The 26,363-nt window shown below is 69.9% G+C and carries 22 protein-coding genes; 8 read left to right on the top strand and 14 right to left on the bottom strand.

The features are described 5' to 3' along the window. The first annotated feature begins 35 nt into the window (after positions 1–35). From RIF65_RS04060 to RIF65_RS04045, 4 genes are all read left to right on the top strand, one after another. Positions 36–1,241 (top strand): thiolase family protein, encoded by a 1,206-nt coding sequence (locus tag RIF65_RS04060; protein WP_309064313.1) that lies wholly within the window; start codon positions 36–38, stop codon positions 1,239–1,241. Further along, complete coding sequence (locus tag RIF65_RS04055; protein WP_309064314.1) at positions 1,238–3,379, top strand: 3-hydroxyacyl-CoA dehydrogenase NAD-binding domain-containing protein; 2,142 nt, start codon at positions 1,238–1,240, stop codon at positions 3,377–3,379. Before RIF65_RS04060 ends, RIF65_RS04055 begins: the two co-directional genes overlap by 4 nt. A 151-nt stretch (positions 3,380–3,530) precedes the next feature. Then, positions 3,531–4,223, top strand: coding sequence for an SPFH domain-containing protein (locus tag RIF65_RS04050; protein ID WP_309064315.1), 693 nt, complete (start codon positions 3,531–3,533; stop codon positions 4,221–4,223). 22 nt (positions 4,224–4,245) lie between these two features. Next, entirely contained in the window at positions 4,246–4,710 is a 465-nt protein-coding gene (locus tag RIF65_RS04045) for a hypothetical protein (RefSeq protein WP_309064316.1), read from the top strand. Here the strand turns inward: RIF65_RS04045 and dxs are convergent. From dxs to dut, 5 genes are all read right to left on the bottom strand, one after another. Continuing rightward, the gene (gene dxs, locus RIF65_RS04040; RefSeq protein WP_309064317.1) at positions 4,707–6,650 is read right to left on the bottom strand and encodes a 1-deoxy-D-xylulose-5-phosphate synthase; all 1,944 of its coding nucleotides are present in this window, start codon (positions 6,648–6,650) and stop codon (positions 4,707–4,709) included. The two genes, RIF65_RS04045 and dxs, sit on opposite strands and share 4 nt — an antisense overlap. A gap of 139 nt (positions 6,651–6,789) precedes the next feature. Then, positions 6,790–9,699: an aconitate hydratase gene (locus RIF65_RS04035; protein WP_309064318.1), complete on the bottom strand. Its 2,910-nt coding sequence runs from the start codon at positions 9,697–9,699 to the stop codon at positions 6,790–6,792. Positions 9,700–9,830: 131 nt separating this feature from the next. After that, the gene (locus tag RIF65_RS04030; RefSeq protein WP_309064319.1) at positions 9,831–10,556 is read right to left on the bottom strand and encodes a DUF3159 domain-containing protein; all 726 of its coding nucleotides are present in this window, start codon (positions 10,554–10,556) and stop codon (positions 9,831–9,833) included. Continuing rightward, entirely contained in the window at positions 10,553–11,140 is a 588-nt protein-coding gene (locus tag RIF65_RS04025) for a DUF3710 domain-containing protein (protein WP_309064320.1), read from the bottom strand. Before RIF65_RS04025 ends, RIF65_RS04030 begins: the two co-directional genes overlap by 4 nt. Next, on the bottom strand, positions 11,137–11,586 hold the full coding sequence (gene dut, locus RIF65_RS04020; protein ID WP_309064321.1) for a dUTP diphosphatase: 450 nt from the start codon (positions 11,584–11,586) through the stop codon (positions 11,137–11,139). The genes RIF65_RS04025 and dut overlap by 4 nt, the downstream gene beginning before the upstream one ends. A gap of 3 nt (positions 11,587–11,589) precedes the next feature. Between dut and RIF65_RS04015 the strand changes: the two genes are divergently transcribed. Continuing rightward, complete coding sequence (locus RIF65_RS04015) at positions 11,590–12,075, top strand: DUF3093 family protein (RefSeq protein WP_309064322.1); 486 nt, start codon at positions 11,590–11,592, stop codon at positions 12,073–12,075. 83 nt (positions 12,076–12,158) lie between these two features. Here the strand turns inward: RIF65_RS04015 and RIF65_RS04010 are convergent, their stop codons facing one another. After that, on the bottom strand, positions 12,159–12,452 hold the full coding sequence (locus RIF65_RS04010; RefSeq protein ID WP_309064323.1) for a DUF4193 domain-containing protein: 294 nt from the start codon (positions 12,450–12,452) through the stop codon (positions 12,159–12,161). A gap of 205 nt (positions 12,453–12,657) precedes the next feature. On the opposite strand from RIF65_RS04010, the gene sepH reads away from it, so the two are divergent. Beyond that, positions 12,658–13,707 carry a septation protein SepH gene (sepH, locus tag RIF65_RS04005; protein WP_309064324.1) on the top strand — a complete coding sequence of 350 codons (1,050 nt, stop codon included), beginning with the start codon at positions 12,658–12,660 and terminating at the stop codon, positions 13,705–13,707. A 52-nt stretch (positions 13,708–13,759) separates the two neighbouring features. On the opposite strand, the gene RIF65_RS04000 is transcribed toward sepH, so the two are convergent. Then, positions 13,760–14,887: an alkaline phosphatase family protein gene (locus RIF65_RS04000; protein WP_309064325.1), complete on the bottom strand. Its 1,128-nt coding sequence runs from the start codon at positions 14,885–14,887 to the stop codon at positions 13,760–13,762. A gap of 83 nt (positions 14,888–14,970) precedes the next feature. Here RIF65_RS04000 and RIF65_RS03995 point away from each other — a divergent pair, with 83 nt between their 5' ends. Then, positions 14,971–17,409: a DNA gyrase/topoisomerase IV subunit A gene (locus RIF65_RS03995; RefSeq protein WP_309064326.1), complete on the top strand. Its 2,439-nt coding sequence runs from the start codon at positions 14,971–14,973 to the stop codon at positions 17,407–17,409. A gap of 174 nt (positions 17,410–17,583) precedes the next feature. Here RIF65_RS03995 and RIF65_RS03990 read toward each other — a convergent pair whose 3' ends face one another. After that, positions 17,584–19,713 (bottom strand): DNA gyrase/topoisomerase IV subunit B, encoded by a 2,130-nt coding sequence (locus tag RIF65_RS03990; RefSeq protein WP_309064327.1) that lies wholly within the window; start codon positions 19,711–19,713, stop codon positions 17,584–17,586. 173 nt (positions 19,714–19,886) lie between these two features. Here RIF65_RS03990 and RIF65_RS03985 point away from each other — a divergent pair, with 173 nt between their 5' ends. Beyond that, complete coding sequence (locus tag RIF65_RS03985; RefSeq protein ID WP_309064328.1) at positions 19,887–20,099, top strand: DUF7455 domain-containing protein; 213 nt, start codon at positions 19,887–19,889, stop codon at positions 20,097–20,099. A 24-nt stretch (positions 20,100–20,123) separates the two neighbouring features. Here the strand turns inward: RIF65_RS03985 and RIF65_RS03980 are convergent, their stop codons facing one another. From RIF65_RS03980 to RIF65_RS03955, 6 genes are all read right to left on the bottom strand, one after another. Then, positions 20,124–21,158, bottom strand: a complete 1,035-nt coding sequence (locus RIF65_RS03980) for an alanine racemase (RefSeq protein ID WP_309064329.1) — start codon at positions 21,156–21,158, stop codon at positions 20,124–20,126. Continuing rightward, positions 21,155–21,871: an alanine racemase gene (locus RIF65_RS03975; protein WP_309064330.1), complete on the bottom strand. Its 717-nt coding sequence runs from the start codon at positions 21,869–21,871 to the stop codon at positions 21,155–21,157. The genes RIF65_RS03980 and RIF65_RS03975 overlap by 4 nt, the downstream gene beginning before the upstream one ends. A 15-nt stretch (positions 21,872–21,886) precedes the next feature. Then, positions 21,887–22,651, bottom strand: coding sequence for a glutamine amidotransferase (locus RIF65_RS03970; RefSeq protein WP_309064331.1), 765 nt, complete (start codon positions 22,649–22,651; stop codon positions 21,887–21,889). Beyond that, entirely contained in the window at positions 22,648–23,967 is a 1,320-nt protein-coding gene (locus tag RIF65_RS03965; RefSeq protein ID WP_309064332.1) for a MurT ligase domain-containing protein, read from the bottom strand. The genes RIF65_RS03970 and RIF65_RS03965 overlap by 4 nt, the downstream gene beginning before the upstream one ends. After that, a complete protein-coding gene (locus RIF65_RS03960; RefSeq protein ID WP_309064333.1) occupies positions 23,964–25,223 on the bottom strand; it encodes an RNA polymerase sigma factor in 1,260 nt (419 codons plus the stop codon). Before RIF65_RS03960 ends, RIF65_RS03965 begins: the two co-directional genes overlap by 4 nt. Before the next feature lie 193 nt (positions 25,224–25,416). Continuing rightward, positions 25,417–26,346: a proteasome assembly chaperone family protein gene (locus tag RIF65_RS03955; RefSeq protein ID WP_309064334.1), complete on the bottom strand. Its 930-nt coding sequence runs from the start codon at positions 26,344–26,346 to the stop codon at positions 25,417–25,419. Positions 26,347–26,363: the final 17 nt, after the last annotated feature.

The raw sequence follows: 26,363 nt of genomic DNA, 5'->3' as shown, positions 1-26,363 counted from the left end.
CATAGGCTGAGATCATCCCAACCTATGGAGGCAGAGTGGCCGAGATCTCGGACGTCTTCTTCGTCGATGGAGTGCGCACCCCGTTCGGGCGCGCCGGCGAAAAAGGCATGTACTGGAACACCCGCGCGGACGACCTGGCCGTGAAGGCGACCATCGGGCTGATGGAGCGCAACGCCGAGGTCCCTGCGGACCGCATCGATGACGTCGCCATCGCCGCGACCAGCCAGACCGGAGACCAGGGCCTCACGCTCGGCCGCTCGGTGGCGATCCTGGCGGGTCTCCCCCAGACCGTGCCCGGGCTCGCGGTCGAGCGCATGTGCGCCGGCGCCATGACCTCCGTCACCACCATGGCCGCGTCCATCGGCATCGGCATGTACGACCTGGCACTGGCCGGCGGGGTCGAGCACATGGGGCACCACCCCATCGGGGGCAACGCCGACCCCAACCCGCGGTTCGTCGCGGAGAAGATGGTCGACCCGGGTGCGCTGAACATGGGCGTCACCGCGGAGCGGATCTTCGACCGGTTCCCGCACCTCACCAAGGAGCGCTCCGATCGGTTCGGCATGCTCAGCCAGCACAAGGTGCAGGCGGCGTACGACGCCGGGAAGATCCAGCCCGACCTCGTGCCGGTCGCGGTGAAAGGGCCCGACGGCGCGTGGGGCCTCGCCACCGAGGACGAGGGTCGCCGCCCGCAGACCACCATGGAGGACCTGGCGGCGCTGAAGACCCCGTTCCGCCCGCACGGGCGCGTCACGGCCGGCACCTCGTCGCCGCTGACCGACGGCGCGACCATGTCGCTGCTCGCCGGGAAGCAGGCCGTGAAGGAGCTCGGCCTGAAGCCCAAGATGCGGATGGTCTCGTTCGCGTTCGCCGGGGTCCAGCCGGAGATCATGGGCATCGGCCCGATCCCGTCCACCGAGAAGGCGCTCAAGAAGGCCGGTCTCACGATCGACGACATCGGCTTGTTCGAACTGAACGAGGCCTTCGCCATCCAGGTGATCTCGCTGCTGGATCACTTCGGCATCGCGGACGACGACCCGCGCGTCAACCAGTGGGGCGGTGCGATCGCGATCGGTCACCCGCTGGCGGCATCCGGGGTGCGACTCATGATCCAGCTCGCCGCACAGTTCGCCGAGCGCCCCGACGTCCGGTACGGCCTGACCGCCATGTGCGTCGGCCTGGGTCAGGGCGGCTCGGTCATCTGGGAGAACCCGTTCTACGACGGAAAGAAGAAGAAGTGAGCTACGAAGACGTCGATTTCTCTCCCCTGAAGGCGCTGGCCGAGGGCGAAGTCGTCACGCACTCCCCGGTGCGCGACATCCGTCTGGCATCCGGCAAAGTGCTGGCGCTGATCACCCTCGACAACGGTCGTGACCACACCCGGCCCAACACGCTCGGCCCCGCGACGCTGCTGGAGCTGGGCGCGACGCTCGACTCGCTGAAGTCGCGGGCGACGTCGGGTGAGATCCACGCCGTCGGCATCACCGGCAAGCAGTACATCCTCGCCGCCGGCGCCGACCTGTCGGACATCAGCAAGGTGCGCTCACGCGACGACGCCAGGCTCATCGCGCAGCTCGGCCACAAGGTGCTCGGCTCGCTGTCCGAGCTCGGCGTGCCCTCGTTCGCGTTCGTGAACGGACTGGCGCTCGGCGGCGGTCTGGAGATCGCCCTGAACTCCACCTACCGGACCGTGGACGCGTCGGCCGCGGCGGTAGCGCTGCCGGAGGTGTTCCTGGGCATCATCCCCGGCTGGGGCGGCGCCTACCTGCTGCCGAATCTGATCGGCATCGAGAACGCGCTCGAGGTGGTCATCTCCAACCCCCTCAAGCAGAACCGGATGCTGAAGCCGCAGCAGGCCTTCGAGCTCGGCATCTTCGACGCCATCTTCTCGCCCGCGAACTTCCTCGAGAACTCGCTCGCGTGGGCCGACGCCGTGCTCGGCGGCCGGAAGGTGGAACGACGCAACGAACCGGGGCGGATCGAGCGACTCACCAAGTGGCCGATCGCCATCAAGATGGCGCGCGGGATGCTGGAGTCGAAGATCGGCACGGTGCCGAAGTCACCGTACGCGGCCCTCGAGCTGCTCGACAAGGCCCGCAGCGGCACGAAGGCGGAGGGCTTCGCGCGGGAGGACGAGGCCCTCGCCGACCTCGTCACCGGCGACCAGTTCGCGGCGTCCATGTACGCCTTCGATCTGGTGCAGAAGCGTGCCAAGCGGCCCGTGGGCGCCCCCGACAAGCAGTTGGCGAAGAAGGTCACCAAGGTGGGCGTCATCGGCGCGGGCCTCATGGCCAGCCAGTTCGCGCTGCTGTTCGTGCGCAAGCTGCAGGTGCCGGTGCTGATCACGGACCTCGACCATGCGCGTGTCGACAAGGGCGTGGCCCACATCCACGACGAGATCGGCAAGCTCGAGGCGAAGGGTCGGGTGGACGGGGACACTGCCAACAAGCTGCGGTCTCTGATCACCGGGACGACCGACAAGAGCCTCTACGCGGACTGCGACTTCGTCATCGAGGCCGTCTTCGAGGAGGTCGGGGTCAAGCAGGCCGTCTTCGGGGAGATCGAGAAGATCGTCGCCGAGGACGCCATCCTCGCCACCAACACGTCGTCGCTGTCCGTCGAGGAGATCGGCGCGAAGCTGGCGCACCCGGAGCGCCTCGTCGGCTTCCACTTCTTCAACCCGGTCGCGGTGATGCCGCTGATCGAGGTGGTGAAGACGCCGGCGACCGACGAGCAGGCGCTCGCAACCGCGTTCGTGGCCGCGAAGGGACTCGGCAAGAACGCGGTGCTCACCGCGGATGCCCCCGGCTTCGTGGTGAACAGGCTCCTGGCGAAGGTGATGGGCGAGGCCGCGCGCGCCGTGTACGAGGGCACGCCCATCGCTGACGTCGAGAAGGCGTTCGCGCCGCTCGGACTGCCGATGGGACCGTTCCAGCTGATCGATCTGGTGGGCTGGAAGGTGGCCGCGCACGTGCAGGACACCATGGTGCGCGCCTTCCCCGACCGGTTCTATGCGAACGAGAATTTCCACGCGCTGGCGGAGCTCGAGCAGGTCGTGGAGAAGGACAAGGGCGGACGCGTCACCGGCTGGTCGAAGGCGGCCGAGAAGGCGATCAAGCCGGCCGTCGGATCGACCCGGGTGAGCGCTGAGGAGATCCTCCGGCGTGTGCAGGACGGCCTCGCACAGGAGATCCGCATCATGCTGGACGAGGGCGTGGTGCCCGAGGTGGAGGACATCGACCTGTGCCTCATCCTCGGCGCGGGTTGGCCGTTCATCGACGGCGGTGCGTCGCCGTACCTGGACCGGGAAGGGGCGTCCGAGCGCGTGTTCGGCGACACGTTCCACCACCCGCCGATCCGGGGTGTCGCGCACCGCTGAGCGGAGGGTGTGACGGGCGGGGGGCGATGCGCCTCCCGCCCGTTTCCGTGCGCGGAAACGCTGTGGAACGTGCGTCGAACAGCGAATGAACTCCTCGGCGGCAGGCCGGTCTGCGGGCTTCACGGTCCGCCGCAGGCGGCACAGTGGACTCATGGACATGCTCGTGACGATGCTCAGCGGCAGGGGGATGTCGGGCCTGCTGAAGACCGGGACGGCGGTGCTCACCATCCTGCTCGTGGTGCCCGCGCTGCTGAAGCTCTTCGTCGTCACAGTCGACGAGGGCTGGGCGGCGATCCGCACGCGCAACGGTAAACCGATCATCCGCAACCGTCCGCCGCGCAGGCGCACCGCGACCGGCACCGTCGGCGAGGTGGTGGTCCTCGCCCCGGGCTCGCACGGCGCGTTCCCGTTGTTCTACTGGTACCGGCTCGTCGACGTCCGTTGCCGCGCCACGGATCTGCCGGCACGGGAGATGACCGGCGCCGGCGGACACCAGCACCGGGTGCATGCCTCGTTCGAGTGGCGCCCGATCGCGACCGGTCGCGATCTTCGGGTGTTCGAATTGGACGTCGTCAACGTCAAGGAGCGCGCGTCGAACATCGTCGGTGCCGCGCTGCGCGACACCATCCGGCTGATGGAGGGCACCGAGCTGCCGCACAACGACGAGATCAGCGCGCGCGTGCTCGCCGCATGCGCCGCACAGGTGCGCGAGACCTGCGGGGTGGAGCTGTTGCGCGTGATGGTCACCGGCGACGCCCTCACAGACGGCTATCTCCTGGCAGGAGCCCTCCGCGACGCGGATCGACCGGCTGCGGCGCTCGGAGCGCTGCACGCACTGAACTGAACGTTCCAGGTGATCTCGCAGCATGACGTACCAGCAGGGGGCGGTGATGGCATTCGGCCCACGCGACCTGCGCCGCGGTATGATCGCCGCCTGGTTGGTGTTCCTCACCGAGACGTCGGTCTTCCTCGTCGCCCAGGGGCTGACGTCCGCGAGTCCCCCTGACCAGGCGGTCACCGCGCTCGTCCTGTACGGGTTGCCGATCGTTGCGATCGCCTCCGGCCTCACGGTGCTCTTCGCCGCCCCTGCCGCGTGGCTGCTGGGCCGGTTGCTGACGCGCGTCACGCGCGTGGCACTGCACGTGGTCGCGCTTGGGGCACTGGGCGCGCTGGCGGGCACCGTCGCAGTGCTCGTCATGACGCCGTCGCGGCCGCAGTTCACGGCACTGATGACCCCGACCGCGTTGTGGATCATCGCCATGGCCGCTGTCGCCGCGGCCGCCGGCTGGGCCTGGGCGGCGCGGCGCGTGCAGCGCGGTCGGCGGGTCTAGCGCTGTTCGTGCACCGGCAGTTCGATCGCGCCGGTGTGATCCCCTTGGCGGGCGATGGGCACCCGCCGCCCCAACACCTGTGCCACCACGTCGTGGGCGATCTTCGCGGCGGTCAGACCGGCATCGGCGAGGATCTCTTCACGGGACGCGTGGTCTATGAACTCGTCCGGCACTCCGAGCTCGTCCACCGCCGTGTCGATGCCCGCTTCGCGCAGCACCTGCCGCACGCGGGTGCCGATGCCGCCGACCCGGATGCCGTCCTCGAGCGTGATCACCAGCCGATGACGCGCCGCAAGCTCGACGATCGACTCCTGCACCGGGATCGCCCAGCGCGGGTCGACGACAGTCGCGCCGATGCCCTGGGCACGCAGCCGCTCCGCGACGTCGAGGGCGAGCGAGGCGAACGGACCGATGCCGACCAGCAGCACGTCCTCGGTGTCGTCCTGCGCGAGAACGTCGACGCCGTCCGACAGCCGCCGCACGGCGGGGATGTCGGCCGGGATGGCGCCCTTCGGATAGCGGATCACCGTCGGGGCATCGCGCACCTCCACCGCTTCGTCGAGCACCTCCTGCAGGCGGGTGGCGTCGCGCGGGGCGGCGATGCGGATGCCGGGGACGAGCTGCAGCATGGCCAGGTCCCAGATGCCGTGGTGGCTGGGACCGTCGGGTCCGGTGACCCCGGCACGATCGAGCACGAACGTGACGCCGGCCTTGTGCAGCGCGACGTCCATGAGCACCTGATCGAAGGCGCGGTTCATGAAGGTCGCGTAGATGGCCACGACCGGGTGCAGGCCGCCGAACGCGAGACCGGCGGCAGACGCCACCGCGTGCTGCTCGGCGATCCCCACGTCGTAGACGCGGTCGGGGAACCGCTCGGCGAACGGCGCGAGGCCGGTGGGCCGGAGCATCGCGGCGGTCATCGCGATGACGTCCTGCCGGCGCTCCCCGACCCCCACCAGGGCCGACGCGAACACGTCCGTCCAGGCGCGCGATGACGACATCGACAGCGAGCCGCCCGTGGCGGGGTCGATGCGCCCGACGGCATGGAACTGGTCGGCCTCGTCGTCCCTGGCGGGCTGATAGCCACGACCCTTCTCGGTGATGGCGTGCACGATCACCGGAGCACCGTACTCGCGCGCGAGCTGGAGGGTCTCGGTGAGGGCCTCGATGTCGTGCCCGTCCACCGGCCCCAGGTACTTGATGTCGAGATTGGAATACAGCGCGGCGTTGTTCGTGAAGCGGGACAGGAACCCGTGCGTGCCGCCTCGGACGCCGCGGAACACCGCCCGCCCGAGCGGCCCGAACGTGCGGAACAGCCGGTCCGACTTGCGGTGCATCTCGCGGTAGGCGGCAGCCGTCCGCACGCGGTTGAGGTAGCGGGACATGCCACCGATGGTGGGTGCGTAGGAGCGGCCATTGTCGTTGACGACGATCACGAGGTTGCGGTCGTTGTCGTCGGTGATGTTGTTCAGCGCCTCCCAGGTCATGCCGCCTGTGAGCGCCCCGTCGCCGACGACGGCGACGACATGACGGTCGGCGCGGCCGGTGGCCGTCATGGCGCGGGAAACGCCGTCCGCCCAGCTCAACGAGCTCGAGGCGTGCGAGGACTCGACCACGTCGTGCGGGCTCTCCGAGCGCTGCGGGTACCCGGCCAGCCCACCGCGGGAGCGCAGCCCGTCGAAGTCCTGGCGGCCGGTGAGCAGCTTGTGCACGTAGGACTGGTGGCCGGTGTCGAAGATGATGGGGTCGTCCGGCGACGAGAAGACCCGGTGCAGTGCGATGGTCAACTCGACGACGCCGAGGTTCGGCCCCAGATGCCCGCCTGTCCTGGACACGTTCTCGATCAGGAATGCACGGATCTCCTCGGCGAGCGTGTTCAGCTCCGCCGTCGAGAGCCGGTCGAGGTCCCGCGGTCCGGTGATGCTCGGCAGTATCGGCATCGACGCTCCTCTTCGACTCCGCGAAGGCCCGCGGCGGATGCCGGCGAGCACCGTCCCATCCTACCGGCGCACCTTCCGAGGAACCCGGGAACGGCAGGGGCCCGGATGCCGTCGGCATCCGGGCCCCTGCGGTCCGCACTCAGACCAGCGAGCGCAGCACGTACTGCAGGATGCCGCCGTTGCGGTAGTAGTCCGCCTCACCGGGGGTGTCGATGCGCACCACCGCGTGGAAGGTGATCGTCTGCTTGCCCTCGGGCGAGAACTCGCTCGGCTCGGCGGTGACCTTCACGGTCTTCGGGGTGACGCCCTCGTTGAGCTGCTCGAGGCCCTCGATCGACACGATCTCGGTGCCGTCCAGGCCGAGCGACTCCCACGACTCGCCCGCCGGGAACTGCAGCGGCACGACGCCCATGCCGATCAGGTTCGAACGGTGGATGCGCTCGAAGCTCTCGGTGATGACCGCCTTCACGCCGAGCAGGTTGGTGCCCTTCGCCGCCCAGTCGCGCGACGAACCGGAACCGTACTCCTTGCCACCGAAGATCACCAGCGGGGTGCCCTGCGCCTGGTAGTTCATCGCCGCGTCGTAGATGTACGACTGCGGACCGCCGGGCTGGGTGAAGTCGCGGGTGAAGCCGCCCTCGATCTGCTGACCGTCGTTGACGGCCTTCACCAGCGCGTTCTTCAGGCGGATGTTGGCGAACGTGCCACGGATCATCACCTCGTGGTTGCCACGGCGGGAGCCGTACGAGTTGAAGTCCTTCTGCGCCACGCCGTGCTCGGTGAGGTACTGCGCGGCCGGGGTGCCTGCCTTGATGTTCCCGGCCGGGCTGATGTGGTCGGTGGTGACCGAGTCGCCCAGCGTCGCCAGCACGCGCGCACCCGTGATGTCAGTGACGGGAGCGGGCGTGAGCTCCATGCCGTCGAAGTAGGGCGCCTTGCGCACGTAGGTCGAGTTCTCGTCCCACTCGAAGATCGGGCCGGTCGGGGTCGGCAGGTTCTTCCAGCGCTCGTCGCCGTCGAACACGGTGGCGTACTGCTTGATGAACTGGTCGCGGGAGATCGACGAGTCGATGATCTCCTGCACCTCCTCCGGCGCCGGCCAGATGTCCTTGAGGAACACGTCGTTGCCGTCCGCGTCCTTGCCGAGCGGGTCGGTCTCGAAGTCGAAGTGCATCGTGCCGGCCAACGCGTACGCGACCACCAGCGGAGGGCTGGCGAGGTAGTTCATCTTCACGTCAGGGCTGATGCGGCCCTCGAAGTTGCGGTTTCCGGACAGCACCGCCGTGACAGCCAGGTCGTGCTCGTTGATCGCGGCGGAGACCTCTTCGATCAGCGGGCCGGAGTTACCGATGCAGATCGTGCACCCGTAACCGACGGTGTAGAAGCCGAGACCCTCGAGGTCCTTGTCCAGGCCCGACTTCTCGTAGTAGTCGGTGACGACCTTCGACCCGGGGCCGAGCGTGGTCTTCACCCACGGCTTCTGCTTCAGGCCCTTCTCGCGTGCCTTCCGCGCCAGCAGACCGGCGGCGATCATCACCGACGGGTTCGAGGTGTTCGTGCACGACGTGATCGCCGCGAGCGTGACGGCACCGTTGTCGAGCAGGTACTTCTGCCCGTCGGGGGTCGCCACCTCGACCGGGTTGGATGCCGGGTGCGGGCCGCCCGCGAAGAGCAGCATCGATTCCGCGTGTTCCGTCTCGTGCTGGTGGGAGACGCCGTTCTCGGACACGTGCTCGTGCTCGACGCCGGGGGTGGTGCCGGGGTCGGATGCCGGGAACGTGCCCTCGACCTCGACCGAATCCTCCTGGGTGGCGGCGTAGTTCAGGATGTCCTTCTCGAACTGCGTCTTCGCCTCCGACAGCAGGATGCGGTCCTGCGGGCGCTTCGGGCCGGCGATCGACGGCACCACGGTCCCGAGGTCCAGCTCGAGGTATTCACTGAAGTGCGGCTCGACCGACGGGTCGTGCCACAGCTTCTGCGCCTTGGCGTACTGCTCGACCAGCGACACGGCCTGCTCCTCGCGGCCGGTGAGGCGCAGGTAGTCCAGGGTGACGTCGTCGATCGGGAAGATGGCCGCGGTGGAGCCGAACTCCGGCGACATGTTGCCGATCGTGGCGCGGTTGGCAAGCGGGACGGACGCGACGCCCTCGCCGTAGAACTCGACGAACTTGCCGACCACGCCGTGCTGGCGGAGCATGTCGGTGATGGTGAGCACGACGTCGGTGGCGGTGACGCCGGCCGGGATCTCGCCGGTGAGCTTGAAGCCGACCACTCGCGGGATGAGCATGGAGACCGGCTGGCCGAGCATCGCGGCCTCGGCCTCGATGCCTCCGACGCCCCACCCGAGGACACCGAGGCCGTTGACCATGGTGGTGTGCGAGTCGGTGCCGACGCAGGTGTCAGGGTAGGCGCGCAGCACGCCGTCGACCTGGCGGTCGTAGACGACCTTGGCGAGGTGCTCGATGTTCACCTGGTGCACGATGCCCGTGCCGGGGGGAACGACCTTGAAGTCGTCGAAGGCGGTCTGGCCCCAGCGCAGGAACTGGTAGCGCTCGCCGTTGCGCTCGTACTCGATCTCGACGTTGCGCTCGATGGCGTCGGGGCGTCCGAACAGGTCGGCGATGACCGAGTGGTCGATGACCATCTCGGCAGGCGACAGCGGGTTGATCTTGTTGGGGTCGCCGCCGAGGGCGGTGACCGCCTCACGCATGGTGGCGAGGTCGACGATGCAGGGCACACCGGTGAAGTCCTGCATGACCACGCGCGCCGGCGTGAACTGGATCTCGGTGTCCGGTTCGGCGTTGGGGTCCCACGAGCCGAGCGCCTCGATCTGCGCCTTGGTGACGTTCGCGCCGTCCTCGGTGCGCAGCAGGTTCTCGAGGAGCACCTTGAGGCTGAAGGGGAGCTTCTCGTGACCGGCGACCGTGTCGATCCGGAAGATCTCGTAGTCGGTGCTGCCGACCGTCAGGGTGCTCTTGGCACCGAAGCTGTTCACCGTGGACACGAATCCGTCTCCTTCTGATCGGATGGGAGCGACAGGCGGTTCCATCTTGCTCGCCGAGTCGGCGCCGAGGCTAGCAAGGCGGGCCTTACCAGTCTGCGTCCGCGCGCCGTTCGGCGGAAGCACCCAATTTATCTTGATGTCGAGATAAATCTAGCAGAACGGGAACGGCATCCGGGTCATTCGACGCGCCGGTACAGCGCCCGCACGACCAGCCAGGTCACGGCGACCATCGGGGCGAACAGGGGCAGGCCCATGACCAGTTTGAGAGTGCCGAGCAGCGTCACCTGGTCGGTGAGGTAGAGGGGCAGCTGCACGCCGAGACGCAGCAGGAACAGCATCCCCCACGCGATGGCGAGCCAGAAGAACGCGCGGCGCTTGCGGCGGTCGGCGCGCCAGGCCGTGCCCTCCCCCATCAGGAAGCCGACGGCGAGGCCGATGATCGACCAGCCGATCAGCGCCGACACGATCATCGCGGTGCCGTAGACGGCGTTCGTGATCAGGCCGGGGACGAAGTTGTCGGCGCCGCGGCCGGTCCACAGGGCCAGCAGGGCCGCAGCCCCGGCGGCCGCCAGGCCGCCGAGCGCAGCCGACGGCGGCGACTTCTGCAGCAGGCGCACCACGGTGAACACAGCGGCCAGACCGACCGACACACCCAGGGACAGGATCAGCGGTTCGGGGCGCAGCGTGAACAGGACGACGAACGCGAGGCTGGGCAGCACCGACTCGAGGATGCCGCGCCAGCCCCCCATCGCGCCCCAGACCACCCTGTGGGTGCTCTCGCCGCGCGGGTCGAGGCCGGCGCGTCGCGCTGCGGCACCCAGCGCCGCACCGATCAGCTCCGCCGCAGGCGGCTCGGGCCGCTCGGCCGGATCGTCGGGCGTCGGGTCGTCGGGGTGGGTCACGCGGCGCCCGGCGTGGACGGCATCTTCAGCGGGATCAGATCGCGGGGCGGCATCGGCGACCCGCCGCGCACGACCACGATCGACCGGAACAGGTCCTCCACCTGCTCGGCGGCGGTGGGGTCGGATGCCGCATCCCCGCCGATCACGCCGCGGAGGAACCAGCGGGGTCCATCCACTCCGACGAAGCGCGCCAGACGCATGCCGGAACCCTCCGCAGCGGTGGCGGGCACCTCGGCGAGCAGTTCCTTGCCGAGTGGGCCTTCGCGCTCCTCGACCCGTCCGCCCTGCGCGCGGATCTGGTCGCGCAGCTGCACGCGCGTCTCGTCCCAGAGGCCCCGCGAGCGCGGGGCAGCGAACGGCTGCACCTGCAGTGAGGAGCCTGCGTAGTCGAGTCCCACCGCGACGATGCGCTTGGTCTGCTCCTCGACCTCCAGCCGGAGGTTCAGGCCTTCCCTCGGCAGGACCTTGATGCCCCCGAGGTCGATGTACGGGCGGACCGGGTTCGCCTCGCTGTCGTCGAACGGACCGGCCGTGGCGCGGTCTGCCGGCGCCGACTTCAGCGTCGGTTCGATCTCTTCAGTCATTCGCTCTTTCCCTGCGTGTAGCCGGTGGATCCGAAGCCGCCGTCGCCGCGCACGCTGTCCGGCAGCTCGTCGACCGGCACGAACCGCGCCTGGTGGACGGGCATCAGGATCAGCTGGGCGATGCGGTCCCCGACCGCCACATCGTACGCGCTGCTGCTGTCGGTGTTCAGCAGGCAGACCTTGATCTCGCCGCGGTAGCCGGCATCGACGGTGCCCGGCGCGTTGACCACGGTGATCCCGTGCTTGGCCGCCAGCCCGCTGCGCGGCACGACGAACGCGGCGTACCCCTCCGGGAGCGCGATCCGTACCCCCGTGCCGACGAGTGCGCGGGCGCCGGGCTCGAGGCGGACGGCCTCCGCGGCGACGAGGTCGGCCCCGGCGTCTCCGGGGTGGGCGTACGCCGGCGGTGCGGCGGCGATAATGGGGACGTCAACGGAATGAGTCACCCCATGAGGCTAATGCAGAACGACGCGAGCACCGCCCGCGATACCTATCGGGAGCGGCTCACGCCGAGCCTGTGGATGCTGGTGGCGATCGCCGTCGCCGGGCCGATGGCGGCGCTGGTGTTCGTGCCGGTGGGATCCACGATCGCCCTGCTGGTCGGCGTGGGTGTCTCGTCGGTCCTGGTGGCCGCGGCGGTCGTGCTCTCCCCCGCCGTGCGCGTCACCGGGACCGTGCTGCACGCGGGCCGGGCGCACATCGACGCCCGGTGGCTCGGCGACCCGCAGCCGTACACGGGCGAAGAGGCCCGCGACCGGCGCACCAGGGACATCGCCCGTGACGGCTGGCACCTGATCCGCGGGGGTGTCGACGGTCTGGTCGTCGTGCCGATCACGGATCCGGCGGACCCGGTGCGCAGCTGGACGATCTCGTCGCGCACGCCGGATCGGCTCAGCGCCGCCATCCGCGCGGCGCGCGCCGCGGCCGGGTCCTGAACCGCCCCTGACAGCAGAACGCGCCCCTGGACAGCAGAACGCGCCCCTGGCCGTGAGACCGGGGGCGCGGACGGGAGCGTTCGTCAGGCGGCGCACTCCTTGCAGATCGGGCCGTCGGCGCCCTCGTGATCGAGCTGCGAGCGGTGCTTCACCAGGAAGCAGTTCATGCAGGTGAACTCGTCCTGCTGGGCGGGCAGCACCACGACGTCGAGTTCGACGTCGGAGAGGTCCGCGCCGGGCAGCTCGAAGCCGGTGGGGTTGTCGGCGTCCTCGACATCGCCGGAGCTGGATCGAGTGTCCGGCACACGCTCCTTCAGGGCATCGATCGACTCGGTGTCGTCTTCGCTCTTACGTGGGGCGTCGTAGTCGGTGGCCATGCGTTAGGTCTCCACTTCCGTGGTGCGAGTGGTTTCAGGGGAACGCCGTTTCGGGGGAGCGGCGGCCATAGTTTGCACGAGTGCGAAGCTTTTAGCAAATGCGTCCCGGTGCCCCAGGGGAAACTCGCGGCGCGCCCGCAGTATTCCCGGTCCTGCTCGATGTGGCGTGGCACCATGAACGCACACCCATCAGAGGGGCATTCGCATGGAAAACGTCACCATCGTCGGCACTGAATCGGGAGTCCTCGTCCTCGCCACGGAGTCCGGGCAGCGCTTCGCGCTGCCCATCGACGACGTGCTGCACCGTGAGATCCGGCGGGCGACCCGCGATGCGGAGCCGGCCGCCACCAAGCTCGCCGCCAGTCCCCGCGACATCCAGGCGCACATCCGTGCCGGTCTGTCGGCCAAGGAGGTCGCGGAGCTGCTGGGCGTCAGCGAGTCCGACGTGGCCCGCTTCGAAGGACCGGTGCTCGCCGAACGCGAGCACATCATCGACCAGGCGCTCGCCGTGCCCGTGCTGATCGGCAGCGACGTGGAACCGGACGCGCAGCCCACCTTCGGCACCGCCATCCGGGCAAAGCTCGCCGAGGTGGAGGCGTCCGACGAGCGCTGGGCGAGTTGGAAGGACGAATCCGGCTGGACGGTGAAGCTCGAATTCACCGCCAACGACGTCGCACACGACGCGCGCTGGAGCTTCGACCCGCGTCGGAGCACCCTCGCCCCGTTGAACGCGGACGCCACGCAGCTGTCGCGCCAGGGCTCGCTGCCCGAGGGCCTGATCCCGCGCCTGCGCGCGGTCGACGGTGAGAAGGTGTCGCCGTACAAGGACGACAGCCGGTTCGATTCGGGGGCGTTCGGCCCGCGCGTGCTGCCCCAACCAGACGCCTCCGACGACGGGCCGCCCCTCGCTCCCGAGCGTGCCAGCGCCGCGGTGCAGGATGCCGCAGCCCGGCGCGCGCCCGAGGAGTCGCACACCAGCGCCGAGACCGCCGATCTGCTCGAGGCGCTGCGGCGACGGCGCGGTCAGCGCGAGTCCGCTCCCCTGTTCGAGGATGACGAGCACCGCTCGGAGCCGAAGCCGATCGCCCTGTTCGGTGACGACGAGGCGGAGCCGTCACGGGACAGCACGCCCGAACGGGAACCTGGCCGCGAGTCGCGCCCGGAGTCGAACGACAGCGCGAGCAACCGTCGTCGGCGCCGAAACTCGATGCCGTCCTGGGACGAGATCGTGTTCGGTGCCCGCACCGACGAGTAGCCGCAGGCCCGGTGACGGGCTGAGCCGCGTTCGGTGAGATCGTGAACGGTCGTCAGCGGGCGAACGCGCCGAGGCCGATGAGCGGCACCCGCCACTCCTCCGGTGTCAGCCCGCCGTGCTGCCCGACCATGCCCCTGCCGCGCTGATCGGGTGCTTCCGCGTCGTACAGCGCGGTATTGCCCCGCGCGATAACGACCAGGTCGCCGATGCGCTGCCGCGCGGCATCCGTCACCCCGTGCCCGAAAAGACCGCCGTCGATCGCTTCGGTGCGGCTGACCACATCGGCGAACTCGCTCAGCCCGTCCCGCCATCGGGCGAGCACAGCGGGCAGTGCGGCGTCCTCGTGCAGGTAGACGTGCAGCATCCGGGGCTCCCCCCCGATGTGCCGCACCCCGTCGTGCCAGCCGTCGGCGGCCTCCAGCACCAGCTGCCGGTGGGCGGGAACGTCGATCATGCCGTGGTCGGCGGTCACCGCGACGCCGACACCGGAGGGCGCGCGCCGCGACAGCGCGGCGTCGATGTCCTCCAGCGCATGCACCCACTCGCCGGAGTCGATGCCGCGCTTGTGGCCCGCCTTGTCCGCTTCGGGGATATAGCAGTACACCAGCGCGCCGTCGTACTCGTCCGCGAGCTGCCAGGCCAGCTCCACGCGGTCGGCTGCCGTCTTCGCCGAGCGGTAATCCGCGCCGCGCAGCGTCGCGCGTGTGAACCCGCTGGTGGCGTAGGCGGGCAGTCCCACGGCGAACGCCGGGTGGCCGGCCGCAGTGGCCTGCTCGAAGATGGTCGGCGACGGCTGCCAGGCGAGCGGGTCGATGCCGGCGCGCTCCCAGTCGCTCAGCTGGTTGACCAGCGCGTCGCTCTCGGGGTCGCGCACTCGGTAGCCGACCAGGCCGTGCGTGCCCGGCTGCACGGCGGTGAGGATGCTGGTGAGCGCGGCGGCCGTCGTGGTCGGGAACACCGACCCCACGACGTCCTTCTTGGCCATGGCGGAGGCCAGCGTGCGCGCGTGGCCGGCGTGCGCCCGCAGCGAGATCGCCCCGAGCCCGTCGACGACGACGAGCACGGCCGAGCGCGCGCGGCCGAACCAGTCGGATCCGTCGCGGACCGCGGCCATCAGCTGCGGCGCCACCCCGGCGATGCTCCGGGTCGCGTCGGGGCTGGACGGTAGCATGAGAGACATCCGGGCCAGTCTGTCACAGGGGTCCCGACGCGTCGCTCCTGAGCCGCGACGCGAGTCCGCACCGATCGTCCAGCAGGAAGTCCATGCCGCGCAGCGAGTCGCCCGAGTCCGTCCAGGAGCGCATCCAGGACATCGATCTGTCCCAGGAGATGCAGGGGTCGTTCCTCGAGTACGCGTACTCGGTGATCTACTCGCGGGCGCTGCCCGACGCGCGCGACGGGCTCAAGCCGGTGCAGCGACGCATCCTGTACCAGATGGCGGAGATGGGCCTTCGGCCCGACCGCGGGCATGTGAAGAGCGCGCGCGTGGTCGGCGAGGTGATGGGAAAGCTGCACCCGCACGGCGACTCCGCCATCTACGACGCGCTCGTCCGCCTCGCCCAGGACTTCGCGCTGCGCGTGCCGCTGGTCGACGGGCACGGCAACTTCGGCTCACTGGACGACGGCCCCGCCGCGTCCCGGTACACCGAGGCGCGCCTGGCGGCATCCGCTCTCGCGATGACCGAGAGCCTCGACGAGGACGTCGTCGACTTCGTCCCGAACTATGACGGCCAGTTCCAGCAGCCGGCGGTGCTGCCGTCGGCGTTCCCGAACCTGCTGGTGAACGGTGCGAGCGGCATCGCGGTCGGCATGGCGACGAACATGGCGCCGCACAACCTCATCGAGGTGGTCGCCGCCGCGAACCACCTGCTCGAGAACCCGGACGCCACCACCGAGGACCTGATGGAGTTCGTGCCCGGGCCGGACTTCCCCTCCGGCGGCATCCTGATGGGTCTGGACGGCGTGAAGGACGCCTACCTCACCGGTCGCGGCGCGTTCAAGCTGCGCGCGAAGACCTCGATCGAGTCGCTCGGTCCGCGCAAGACCGGCATCGTCGTCACCGAGCTGCCCTATCAGGTGGGTCCGGAGCGCGTGATCGAGAAGCTCAAGGACGCCGTCACCGCGAAGAAGCTGCAGGGCATCAGCGATGTGCAGGACCTGACCGACCGGCACAATGGGCTGCGCCTGGTCATCACGGTGAAGACCGGCTTCGACCCGGCCGCCGTGCTGGAGCAGCTGTTCCGGTTCACCCCGCTCGAGGACTCGTTCTCGATCAACAACGTCGCCCTCGTCGACGGTCAGCCGCGCACCCTCGGGCTGCGCGAGCTGCTCAGCGTGTACCTGCAGCACCGTGTCGAGGTGGTCACGCGCCGCAGCAGGTACCGCCTCGACCGGCGGAACGAACGGCTGCACCTGGTGCGGGGTCTGCTCATCGCGATCCTCGACATCGACGAGGTCATCCAGGTCATCCGCACCTCCGACGACTCCGACGCCGCGCGGGCCCGCCTGCAGACGGTGTTCGACCTCGACGAGGTGCAGGCCGAGTACATCCTCGAGCTGCGCCTGCGTCGCTTGACCAAGTTCTCCCGCATCGAACTGGAGGCCGAGCGCGACAAGCTGCTCTCCGAGATCGCCGAGCTCGAGAAGCTGCTCGCCGACCCGGCCCTGGTGCGCGCGCAGGTGTCCCGCGAGCTGGATGCCGTCGCCGAGACGTTCGGCACCCCGCGGCGCACCATCCTGCTGAACGCGGCGCCGCCGAAGGCCCGCTCGGCGAAGTCCGCCGCGGAGCTTCAGATCGCCGATGCTCCCACCGTCCTGCTGCTGTCCACGACCGGCCGCGCGGTGCGCGTGGACCCGGAGCCCGGCGCGTCCATCACGGTGCCGGCGCGGCGCAGCAAGCACGACGCGATCCTGGCATCCGTCACCACCACGACCCGCAGCGAGATCGGGGCGGTGACCAGCCGCGGGCGTGTGCTGCGCTTCACTCCGGTTGATGTGCCCGCCGTGCCGGCGGCATCCGTCCAACTCGGTGCCGGCGTGCGCATCGCCGACTACCTCGGCATCACCGACCGCTCGGAGCGTGTCGTGGGCCTGATCCGGTTCGAGGACGAGACCCCCGTCGCGCTGGGAACCAGGGACGGCGTGGTCAAGCGCGTCGTCCCCGCCACGCTGCCGGCGCGCCCCGAGGTGGAGATCATCGGTCTGAAGCCGAAGGACGTCGTGATCGGCGCCGCCCCCGCGCCCGACGACGCGGAGCTGGTCTTCGTCTCCAGTGACACGCAGCTGCTGCACTTCTCGGCTGCGAACGTGCGCCCGCAGGGCGCCCCTGCCGGCGGGATGGCCGGCATCAAGCTCGCCGCCGGTGCCGAGGCGATTTTCTTCGGCGTCGTGACGCCGGACTCCCCCGCGGTCGTCGTGACGGTTTCCGGCGCCAGCGGTGCGATCCCCGGAACGGATGCCGGACGTGCCAAGGTCAGCGAGTTCGCGGAGTTCCCGGCGAAGGGGCGCGCCACCGGCGGCGTCCGGGCGCAGGCGCTGCTGAAGGGCGAGGATCGTCTCGCGCTGGCGTGGGTCGGTGTGGAGCCGCGTGCTGTCGGGCCCGACGGCGCTGCCAGGACCCTCCCCGCCGGAGGCGCGCGCCGCGACGCGTCCGGCACGCCGCTGGACGCGGTCGTCGGTTCCGTGGGCACCGCGATCGGCTGATCCGCCCGCTGCTCGCACCGGGTGAGCGCCAGTTTCTGGCATCCGTCCGGCGTTCGCACCAGGTGCGCAGCAGTTTCTGGCATCCGCTGCATCGATCGATGGCGCGGATGCCGGAAAGTGCAGCGCACACGTGACGGGGAGGGCACGGCGGCGGGCGCACGCGACCGCGTGGCGTCAGGCGTCGATGGCGTCGCGGCTCAGGCGGTCGCTGGAGGTCATGATGAACTCCCGGCGCGGGGCGACCTCGTTGCCCATCAGCAGCTCGAAGGTGCGCACCGCGGCATCGGCCGCCTCGGCGTCGGCGAGTGTGACACGGCGCAGCAGCCGACCGGACCGGTCCATCGTCGTGGTGGCCAGCTGATCGGCATCCATCTCGCCGAGACCCTTGTAGCGCTGGATCGGATCCTGCCAGCGCTTGCCGGCCTTCTGCAGCTTTGCGAGCAGCGCGTGCAGCTCCGCCTCGGAGTACGTGTAGATCGTCTCGTTCGGCTTCGAGCCGGGGTTCATCACGATCACCCGGTGCAGCGGCGGCACCGCCGCGTACACGCGACCGGCCTCCACGAGCGGGCGCATGTAGCGGAAGAACAGCGTCAGCAGCAGTGTTCGGATGTGCGCGCCGTCGACATCCGCGTCGCTCATGAGGATCACCTTGCCGTACCGGGCCGCGTCCAGATCGAACGTGCGGCCGGAGCCTGCACCGATCGTGGTGATGATCGCCGCGCACTCGGCGTTGCCGAGCATGTCGCTGATCGACGCCTTCTGCACGTTGAGGATCTTGCCTCGGATCGGCAGCAGCGCCTGGAACTCGCTGTTGCGCGCGTGCCGTGCGGTGCCCAGCGCCGAGTCGCCCTCGACGATGAACAGCTCGCTGCGGCTGACGTCGTTGGACCGGCAGTCCACCAGCTTCGCGGGCAGCGACGACGACTCCAGCGCGGTCTTGCGCCGCTGTGTCTCCTTGTGTGCCCGCGCCGAGACACGGGCCTTCATCTCCGAGACGATCTTGTCCAGCAGCATGGACGCCTGGCTCTTGTCGTCGCGCTTGGTCGAGGCGAACCGCTCGCCGAGCTGCTTGCGGACCACCTGAGCGACGATGCTGCGCACCGCCGGAGTGCCGAGGACTTCCTTGGTCTGCCCCTCGAACTGCGGCTCGGGCAGCGTCACGGTGAGCACGGCGGTGAGGCCGGCGAGCACGTCGTCCTTCTCCAGCTTGTCGTTGCCCACCTTCAGCCGGCGGGAGTTCTGGTCGACCTGTGAGCGCAGTGTCTTCAGCAGCTCCTGCTCGAACCCCTGCTGGTGCGTGCCGCCCTTCGGCGTCGCGATGATGTTCACGAACGAACGGATGACGGTGTCGTATCCGGTCCCCCAGCGCAGCGCGATGTCCACCCGGCACTCGCGCTCGACCTCGGTGGCGCGCATCGAACCGTCCGGCTGCAGCACAGGCACGGTCTCGGTGAAGGAGCCGGTGCCATGCAGCCGCCAAGTGTCGGTGATCGGGGCGTCGGCAGCGAGGTAATCGACGAACTCCGAGATCCCGCCCTCGTACAGGTAGGAGGTCTCGATCGGAGCGGCCGATCCCGCCGGATCGGTCTCGGTGATGGGCGCATCAGGCCGGGGCCGCTCGTCGCGGATGACCAGCTCCAGCCCGGGGACGAGGAACGCGGTCTGGCGGGCGCGATCCTCGAGGTCGCCGAGCTGGAACGCGGCGTCCTTCGTGAAGATCTGTCGATCGGCCCAGTAGCGCACCCGCGTGCCGGTGATGCCCTTGGCGACCTTGCCGACGACCCGCAGCTCGCTGCGCTCCTCGAACGGCGTGAACGGGGCATCGGGACGCGGTTCGCCGTCGTCGGTGAACACGCCCGGCTCGCCGCGGTGGAACGACATGGCGTAGGTCTTCCCCCCGCGGTCGACCTCGACGTCCAGTCGCTCGGAGAGTGCGTTGACCACAGAGGCGCCGACGCCGTGCAGACCGCCGGACGCCGCGTACGAGCCGCCGCCGAACTTCCCACCCGCGTGCAGCTTCGTGTACACCACCTCGACGCCGGAGAGCCCGGTGCGCGGCTCGATGTCGACCGGCACGCCACGCCCGCGGTCGCGGACCTCGACGCTGCCGTCGCCGTGGAGCACGATGTCGATCCGCGAGCCGTTCCCGGCGACCGCCTCGTCGACGGAGTTGTCGATGATCTCCCAGAGGCAGTGCATGAGACCCGGCGAACCGTTCGATCCGATGTACATGCCGGGGCGCTTGCGGACCGCCTCGAGCCCTTCGAGCACCTGCAGATGATGGGCGGAATACTCGGCGGTCACGATTCACGATTCTATTCCTCACCGGGGGCTCCGGCGGTCAGACACTCCCCACGGTCGGCAACCCCGAGCGCACCGCGTACGCGCACAGCGAAACACGCCGTGATCCGGGCATGCACCCAGGTGTCACGTGGTTGTATTGAGGACGCTCGACCGATACCCGAGGAGGCACCGAGATGAACGCTACGACTGAGCGAGAGACCGTCGAGTACCGCCTCACCGCTGTCGACCGCTGCGACTCCTGCGGAGCGCAGGCCTACATCGCCGCGAAGGTCAACGGATCCGAGCTGCTGTTCTGCGCCCACCACGGACGCAAGTACGAGGAGAAGCTCCGCGCGGTGGCCACCAGCTGGCACGACGAGACCGCGCGTCTCATCGAGACCGACTGACCCGTCCGGTTCCGCCCATCGGCGTCAGTCGCGCAGCACCCGGCGGACTGCCGGCGTGAGGCGGGTGAGGATCTCCTCGCCGACCGTGTCGATGTGCTCGGCGAGGCGGGTGGCATCCGCTTCCCCCTGCTCACCCGCGCCGAACACGACGACCTCGTCTCCCGCCGCGGCGCCCGGCCACGACTCCACCACTGTCGTGTCGGCGTCGACCCGCACGATTCGCCGAACTCCCCGCGGCGTCCCGACGCCGACTCCGCGCAACGTCGAAGGCAGTCCGTGGTAGGCGCCCACGCCGACCTCGACCCCCTGGTCCGTGATGCGGGTCACCCGCGCCACCAGCCGGGCGATCGGCCGCACGCCGTCCAGGTGCGGCCCGTCGGCGGAGCGGATGCCGTAGCAGAACGCTCCGATGCGGCACAGCGAGCCGCGCAGTTCGGGGCGCCACCAGGACGCCGCCGACGCGGTCAGGTGCAGCACATCGGGTGATCCCCCGGCATCCTGCAGACGTGCCACCGCCGACAGGAACGCGACGCGCGACTGGTCGTCCTCCTCGTCACTGGCTTCCGCGAGATGACTCCACACGCCGGCGACGTGCACGATGCCGCGGATCTCCGCCTCGCGGGCGATCGCCACGGCCTGGTCCCACTCCTCCGGGCGAAAGCCGTTGCGGTGCAGGCCGGTGTCGATCTTGAGGTGCACGTCGGCGCGCACGCCCAGCCGCTCGGCGGCGGCGATGACACCGCGCAGATAGCCGGCCGAGCCGACGCCGAGGTCGATGCCGGCGGACACCGCACGCTCGGCCTCCTGCGGGGTGGAGGTCGCCCAGGCGAAGATCCGGCCGTCGCTGAGCGCGCGGATGCGCAGCGCCGTGTCGACGTCGTAGGCACCGAACCACTCCACACCGCACTCGACGGCGATGGGCACCGCCCAGTCGACGCCGTGACCATACGCGTCGTCCTTCATCACCAGCATCAGGTCGGACGGGGCGATCCGCTCCCGCACGGCCTGTACGTTGCTACGGAACGCCGACCGCGAGATCTCCAGCACCGGTGCGCTCATGCCACCCACTCCCGTCGCACATGCCGGCCGACCACGACGACGAGCTCCAGCGCGGACATCCCGGTCGCCGCCTCCCACGACGCGAGAGCGTCGCACGCCGGGCCGTCCCCGCCGAAATAGACCACCGGCGCGCCGGCCTCGACGTCGTGACCTTCGAGATCGACCACGCACACGTCCATCGCGATCCGTCCGACCACCGGGCGCATCGCTCCCGCCACCTCGACGCGCACACGGTTGCCGAGGGCGCGCACGATGCCCTGCGCATAGCCGCCGGTGACCAGCGCGACACGCGTGTCGTGCGGCGCCCGGTGCGTGTACCCGTACGAGACCGCCTCGCCGGCGTGGAGCGGCTTCGTGGACAGCACCTGGCCCTCGAGGCGCATCACCGGCGGCGCGTCACGTGCGGGGACCGTGTCCCCCGCGCCCGGGATGCCGAACAGGGCGCCCGGGTCGACTTCTGCCGTGACGCGCGCGCGGTCCGGATCGGTGAGAGCGCGGACGCCGGCCGCCCGGACGCGCTCGGAGGCGGCGTCGTCGTCCACCAGGATCGCCGCGGCCCCGGCATCCGCCACCAACTGCGCCACCCCGTCCAGCCCGTGACCGTAGGCGTCGTGGCGCAGGTCGACCACACGACCCTCCACCAGCCGGGCCGCGCGGGCCGTCAGCGCGGACCGCGACAGGACCGCGGTCGGCAGCGCACTGCAGTGCTCCATCTGGTCCCCCGGGGCTCAGAGCTGGATGGTGTTGAAGACCTTGTCGTGCACGAGCTGCTCGATCTTCGCGCGCGCGCCTGCGGCGTAGCCGTCCAGGGCCTCCACACCGGCCCCGAGCTGCCAGGATGCACCACGCCGCGCGGCGACGGTCTGCAGGATCCCGACGGTCAGCTCGGGGTTGAGCGGCAGCAGCGGCCCCTGCACGTTCGATGCGAAAGCGTTGCCCGCGCGGACCAGTTCACCGCGGCCGGCGCCGGACGGCAGCGCAAAACTGCCGCGCCCGGAGACCACACGCCCGAACGCCGAAGCCGCGTCGTCGACGGTCCACTCGCTCGCATGGTCCTCGAACCCGATCACGCGTCCCAGCGGCGACTGGGCGACGATGTACCCCACCTTGCGCTCACGGGTGCGCACGACGTCGGCCGGGAAGACCCCCAGCCCGTCGAGATACTCGCCGTCCAGGGCGGCCACGCCCCGGCTGAGCAGCTCGGCACCGCCGCCGACGGCGAGCAGCGCACCGCCGTCCGCGACGAAAGATCGGATGCCGTCGGCGTGGCGTTCCAGGTCGTCGCGCACCGTCCGCATGGCGGACAGCGGCCCGTTGCCGACGATGACGACGTCCGGCGCCTCCGGGAAGGCGTCCCCCGGCGCCACTCGGACGATGTCGACGGCGACGCCGGCGCGCTCCAGCCGCACCTGGAGGGCGCGGACGTTGCCGCGGTCGCCGGTGATGCCGAGCTCGACGGGGTACAGCTGCGCGATGCGCACGGATGCCGTCATCGGCGCGCCACCTCCTGGTCGCCATGGCCGAGAAGCCTGCGGCCGATCATCATGAGTTCGTAGTTCACGAACCAGGTCTGCCGCCCCGCCGCCGTCTGCGGGAACTCCCGCATCAACGCGACGGCCTTCTCCATGTCGGGTTCGACGGCGCCGATGCGCACGCCGGCGTGCTCGAGCGCCAACGCCAGCTGGTACGCCTTCTCGCCGGTGACCACATCGACCGCGTGCAGCGCGTCGAAGTCCACGTCGTACAGCCAGGACACGTCCGGCGTGCCCTCATCGATCGCCATCAGCACACGCTCCGGCGTCTCGTCCAGCGCATCGAGGTTCATCTGCAGGCTCGGCGCGTTCTTGAACATCACGAACTCGACCTTCTCGCCCGCGGGATCGCGCCGCAGCGGGATCACCTCGCCGCGCCCGTACGCGGGCGCCATACGCGAGAAGCCGGTCGACGCGGCCTCGGTCGAGAACCGGTCGCCGAGGACGCGGGAGGCGACAGCCAGGGCGGCGGCCGCGTCGGCTGCGTAGTGCAGCCCCCGCGCGGGCAGGCGCACCGGCACGTCGGCGTCGGCCACCCGCACGACGATGTCGCGCGCCTGCACCCGACGCACCTCGGAGTACGCCTCACGAGCCAGCGTGCCGGCATTGCCGCTGCGCGTGTCAGCGGCGTTGGCCAGACCGTGCTTGGACGCCGCGACGATCTCCTCGGCGACGCCGAAGAACGACACCGGGGCGCGCATGGCGCTCTCGTCGATCTTGCTCAGGTACGGGTCGTCGCGGTTGACGACCACGTGCGCGTGGGCGCGGCGGGACGCGTCGAGCATCATGTCGGCCACGCGCTCGGTCTCATAGAACCGGTACAGCTGGTCCACCTGCACGTTCAGCGACAGGATCACCGACGGCGAGAGCCTGTCGGCGAGGTCGGCCGCGTACCCCTCGTCGATCTCCAGGACCGCGACGTCGGCGCGGACCCGGCCGGTGAGCGTGGCGTCCGCCAGCAGTGCACTGGTGACACCCTGCGGAAGGTTGGCACCGGTCGGGTTGGTGAACACGGTCAACCCGTGCGCGCGCAGCGCCTCACTGACCATGTGCGTGGTCGTGGTCTTGCCGTTGGAGCCGAGCACGAACACCACGCCGTACGGGAACTGATCGGCGAGGGTGGGCAGCAGCGACGGCGCGAGCTTGTTCGTCAGATAACCCGGGAACGCCGACCCTCCGCCGCGAAGGCGGGTCGCGAAACGGGCGAGCTTGCCCGCCAGCACCGGGAAGACGTACCGCAGACCGGCGGAGCGCGCCTGAGGTGCGACGGAGCTCATTCGAGGTAGTCCCGCAGCGACTGCGAACGGCTCGGATGGCGCAGCTTGGCCATCGTCTTCGACTCGATCTGGCGGATGCGCTCACGCGTCACGCCGAACGTGTCACCGATCTGGTCGAGGGTCTTGGGCTGTCCGTCGCCGAGGCCGAACCGCATCCGGATCACGCCGGCCTCGCGCTCGGAGAGCGAGTCGAGCAGCTGCTCGAGCTGACGCTGCAGCATGGTGAAGCCCACGGCGTCGGCGGGCACGACCGCCTCGGTGTCCTCGATGAGATCACCGAACTCGCTGTCGCCGTCCTCACCGAGCGGCGTGTGCAGCGAGATCGGCTCTCGGCCGTACTTCTGAACCTCGATGACCTTCTCCGGGGTCATGTCGAGTTCGCGCGACAGCTCCTCGGGGGTGGGTTCGCGTCCGAGGTCCTGCAGCATCTGCCGCTGCACGCGGGCGAGCTTGTTGATGACCTCGACCATGTGCACCGGGATGCGGATGGTACGGGCCTGGTCGGCCATGGCGCGGGTGATCGCCTGACGGATCCACCAGGTGGCGTAGGTGGAGAACTTGAAGCCCTTGGTGTAGTCGAACTTCTCGACCGCGCGGATCAGACCGAGGTTGCCCTCCTGGATCAGGTCGAGGAACTGCATCCCGCGTCCGGTGTAGCGCTTGGCGAGCGAGACGACCAGACGCAGGTTCGCGCCGAGCAGGTGGCTCTTGGCGCGCTGGCCGTCGCGGGCCACCCACTGCAGGTCGAGCCCCAGCTGGCTGGACTTCTCGGCCTCGCTCATGTGCGAGAGCTTCTCCTCGGCGAACAGACCCGCCTCGATGCGCATGGCGAGCTCGACCTCTTCGGCCGCGTTCAGCAGCGCGACCTTTCCGATCTGCTTGAGGTAGTCCTTGACCGGGTCCGCGGTGGCTCCGGTGATCTGCGTGGAGTACACAGGGACGTCGTCCTCGTCACTGGACGAGATGACGATGGCGCCGGTGGGCAGCGGCTCGGTGAAGGCGGGCTTCTTGTCGCCCTCCTCGTCGTCGGTCTCTCCGGCGGCCTCGACGGCGTCGTCGTCGACCTCGGTCTCGTCGTCCTTCTTGCCGGCGCGCTTGGCGGGCGCCTTCTTCGCAGCGGCCTTGGCGGCCGTCTTGCGGGCCGGAGCCTTGGGCTCGGCGGTCTCGTCCGCGGCGGCGTCGAGCTCGGGGGCCTCGGCCTCCGCGGCCTTCTTCGTCGTGGTCGTCCGGGTCTTCTTGGTCGTGGCAGGAGTCACGTTTCGCCTTTCACAGGGGCGGTGCGCACGCCCCCGGCCATTTCGGACACTAGTAAGACCCTTGTCAAGCCCGGCGTCGGAAACGCCGGTTGACAACGGGTCAGACATCCATTATCACACACCGCGGAGCCGTGGGCCTCCCTCACCGGCCCTCCTCCGTGTCGTCGTGAGCGCGCGCCGCGGAACGACGGGCTCAGCGCTGCTTGTCGTCGTCGCCGGGTCGGCGCGTCGCGAGGTAGCGCTCGAGTTCGGCGGCCAGCTCGTCGGCGCTGGGCAGGTCGCGCTCGTCGAACCCGCGCTCCTCCCCCTCCTCCGCCTCACGGCCGGACATGTAGGCGTCGTAACGGGCCTCGAGGGTGTGCACCATCTGCAACAGCTCCTCGCTGCCCTGCACCTGCTCCTCCACCCTGGCGAGATACTCCTCGCGGGCGAGCTGGACGGCATCCGTCTTCAGCACCAGACCGGTGGCGACCATCACCTTGTCGGCGGCGGCGAGCACTGTGTCGGGATACTCGGTGTCGGCGAGGTAGTGCGGCACGAGGAGGACGAAGCCCGCGATCCGGACGTCCTGCTGGGCGATCCGGTACTCCAGCAGGTGCCCCGCCGTCGCGGGCACCTGGGTGCGCGGTCGCCACACCGAGTGCGCGGCGGTGAGATCGTGCCGGTTCCCGCTGACCGTGGTGCCGAGGGGACGCGTGTGCGGCACCGGCATCGCGATCGAGTGCACCCAGGTCACCGTCTTCACCTGGAATGCGTCGATGAAGTCCAACACCACGTCCGAGAACGCGTTCCACGCGAAATCGGGCTCGTAGCCGGACAGCAGCAGGAAGGGCTGCCCGAGCGCATCGCGCGCGAGAGCGAGCTCGAGACGCGCGGGGCGGAACTCCGTCAGGTGGTCCTGGTCGAACACGATCACGGGCCGACGGGCCCGGTAGTCGAGGAGCACGTCGTTGTCGAACACGGCGATCGGATCCGGCGCGGTGGTGGCGTGCAGGTGCTCGATGAGCCCGGAGACCGCGCCGCCGGCGTCCGTGAAACCGGTGAGCAGGATGACCATCGGCAGCCCGGTGGGCACGTCCGGCCCCCCGGAGACGGACTCGTACAGCTCGGCGGAGAACGGCATGGCTCCATGCTACGAGC

The sequence above is a fragment of the Microbacterium sp. genome (genome assembly GCF_031180975.1).
In the GTDB taxonomy this organism is placed as follows: domain Bacteria; phylum Actinomycetota; class Actinomycetes; order Actinomycetales; family Microbacteriaceae; genus Microbacterium.
The sequence above is the reverse complement of the archived record's forward strand: the minus strand, read 5'-3'. Positions and strand labels throughout refer to the sequence as shown.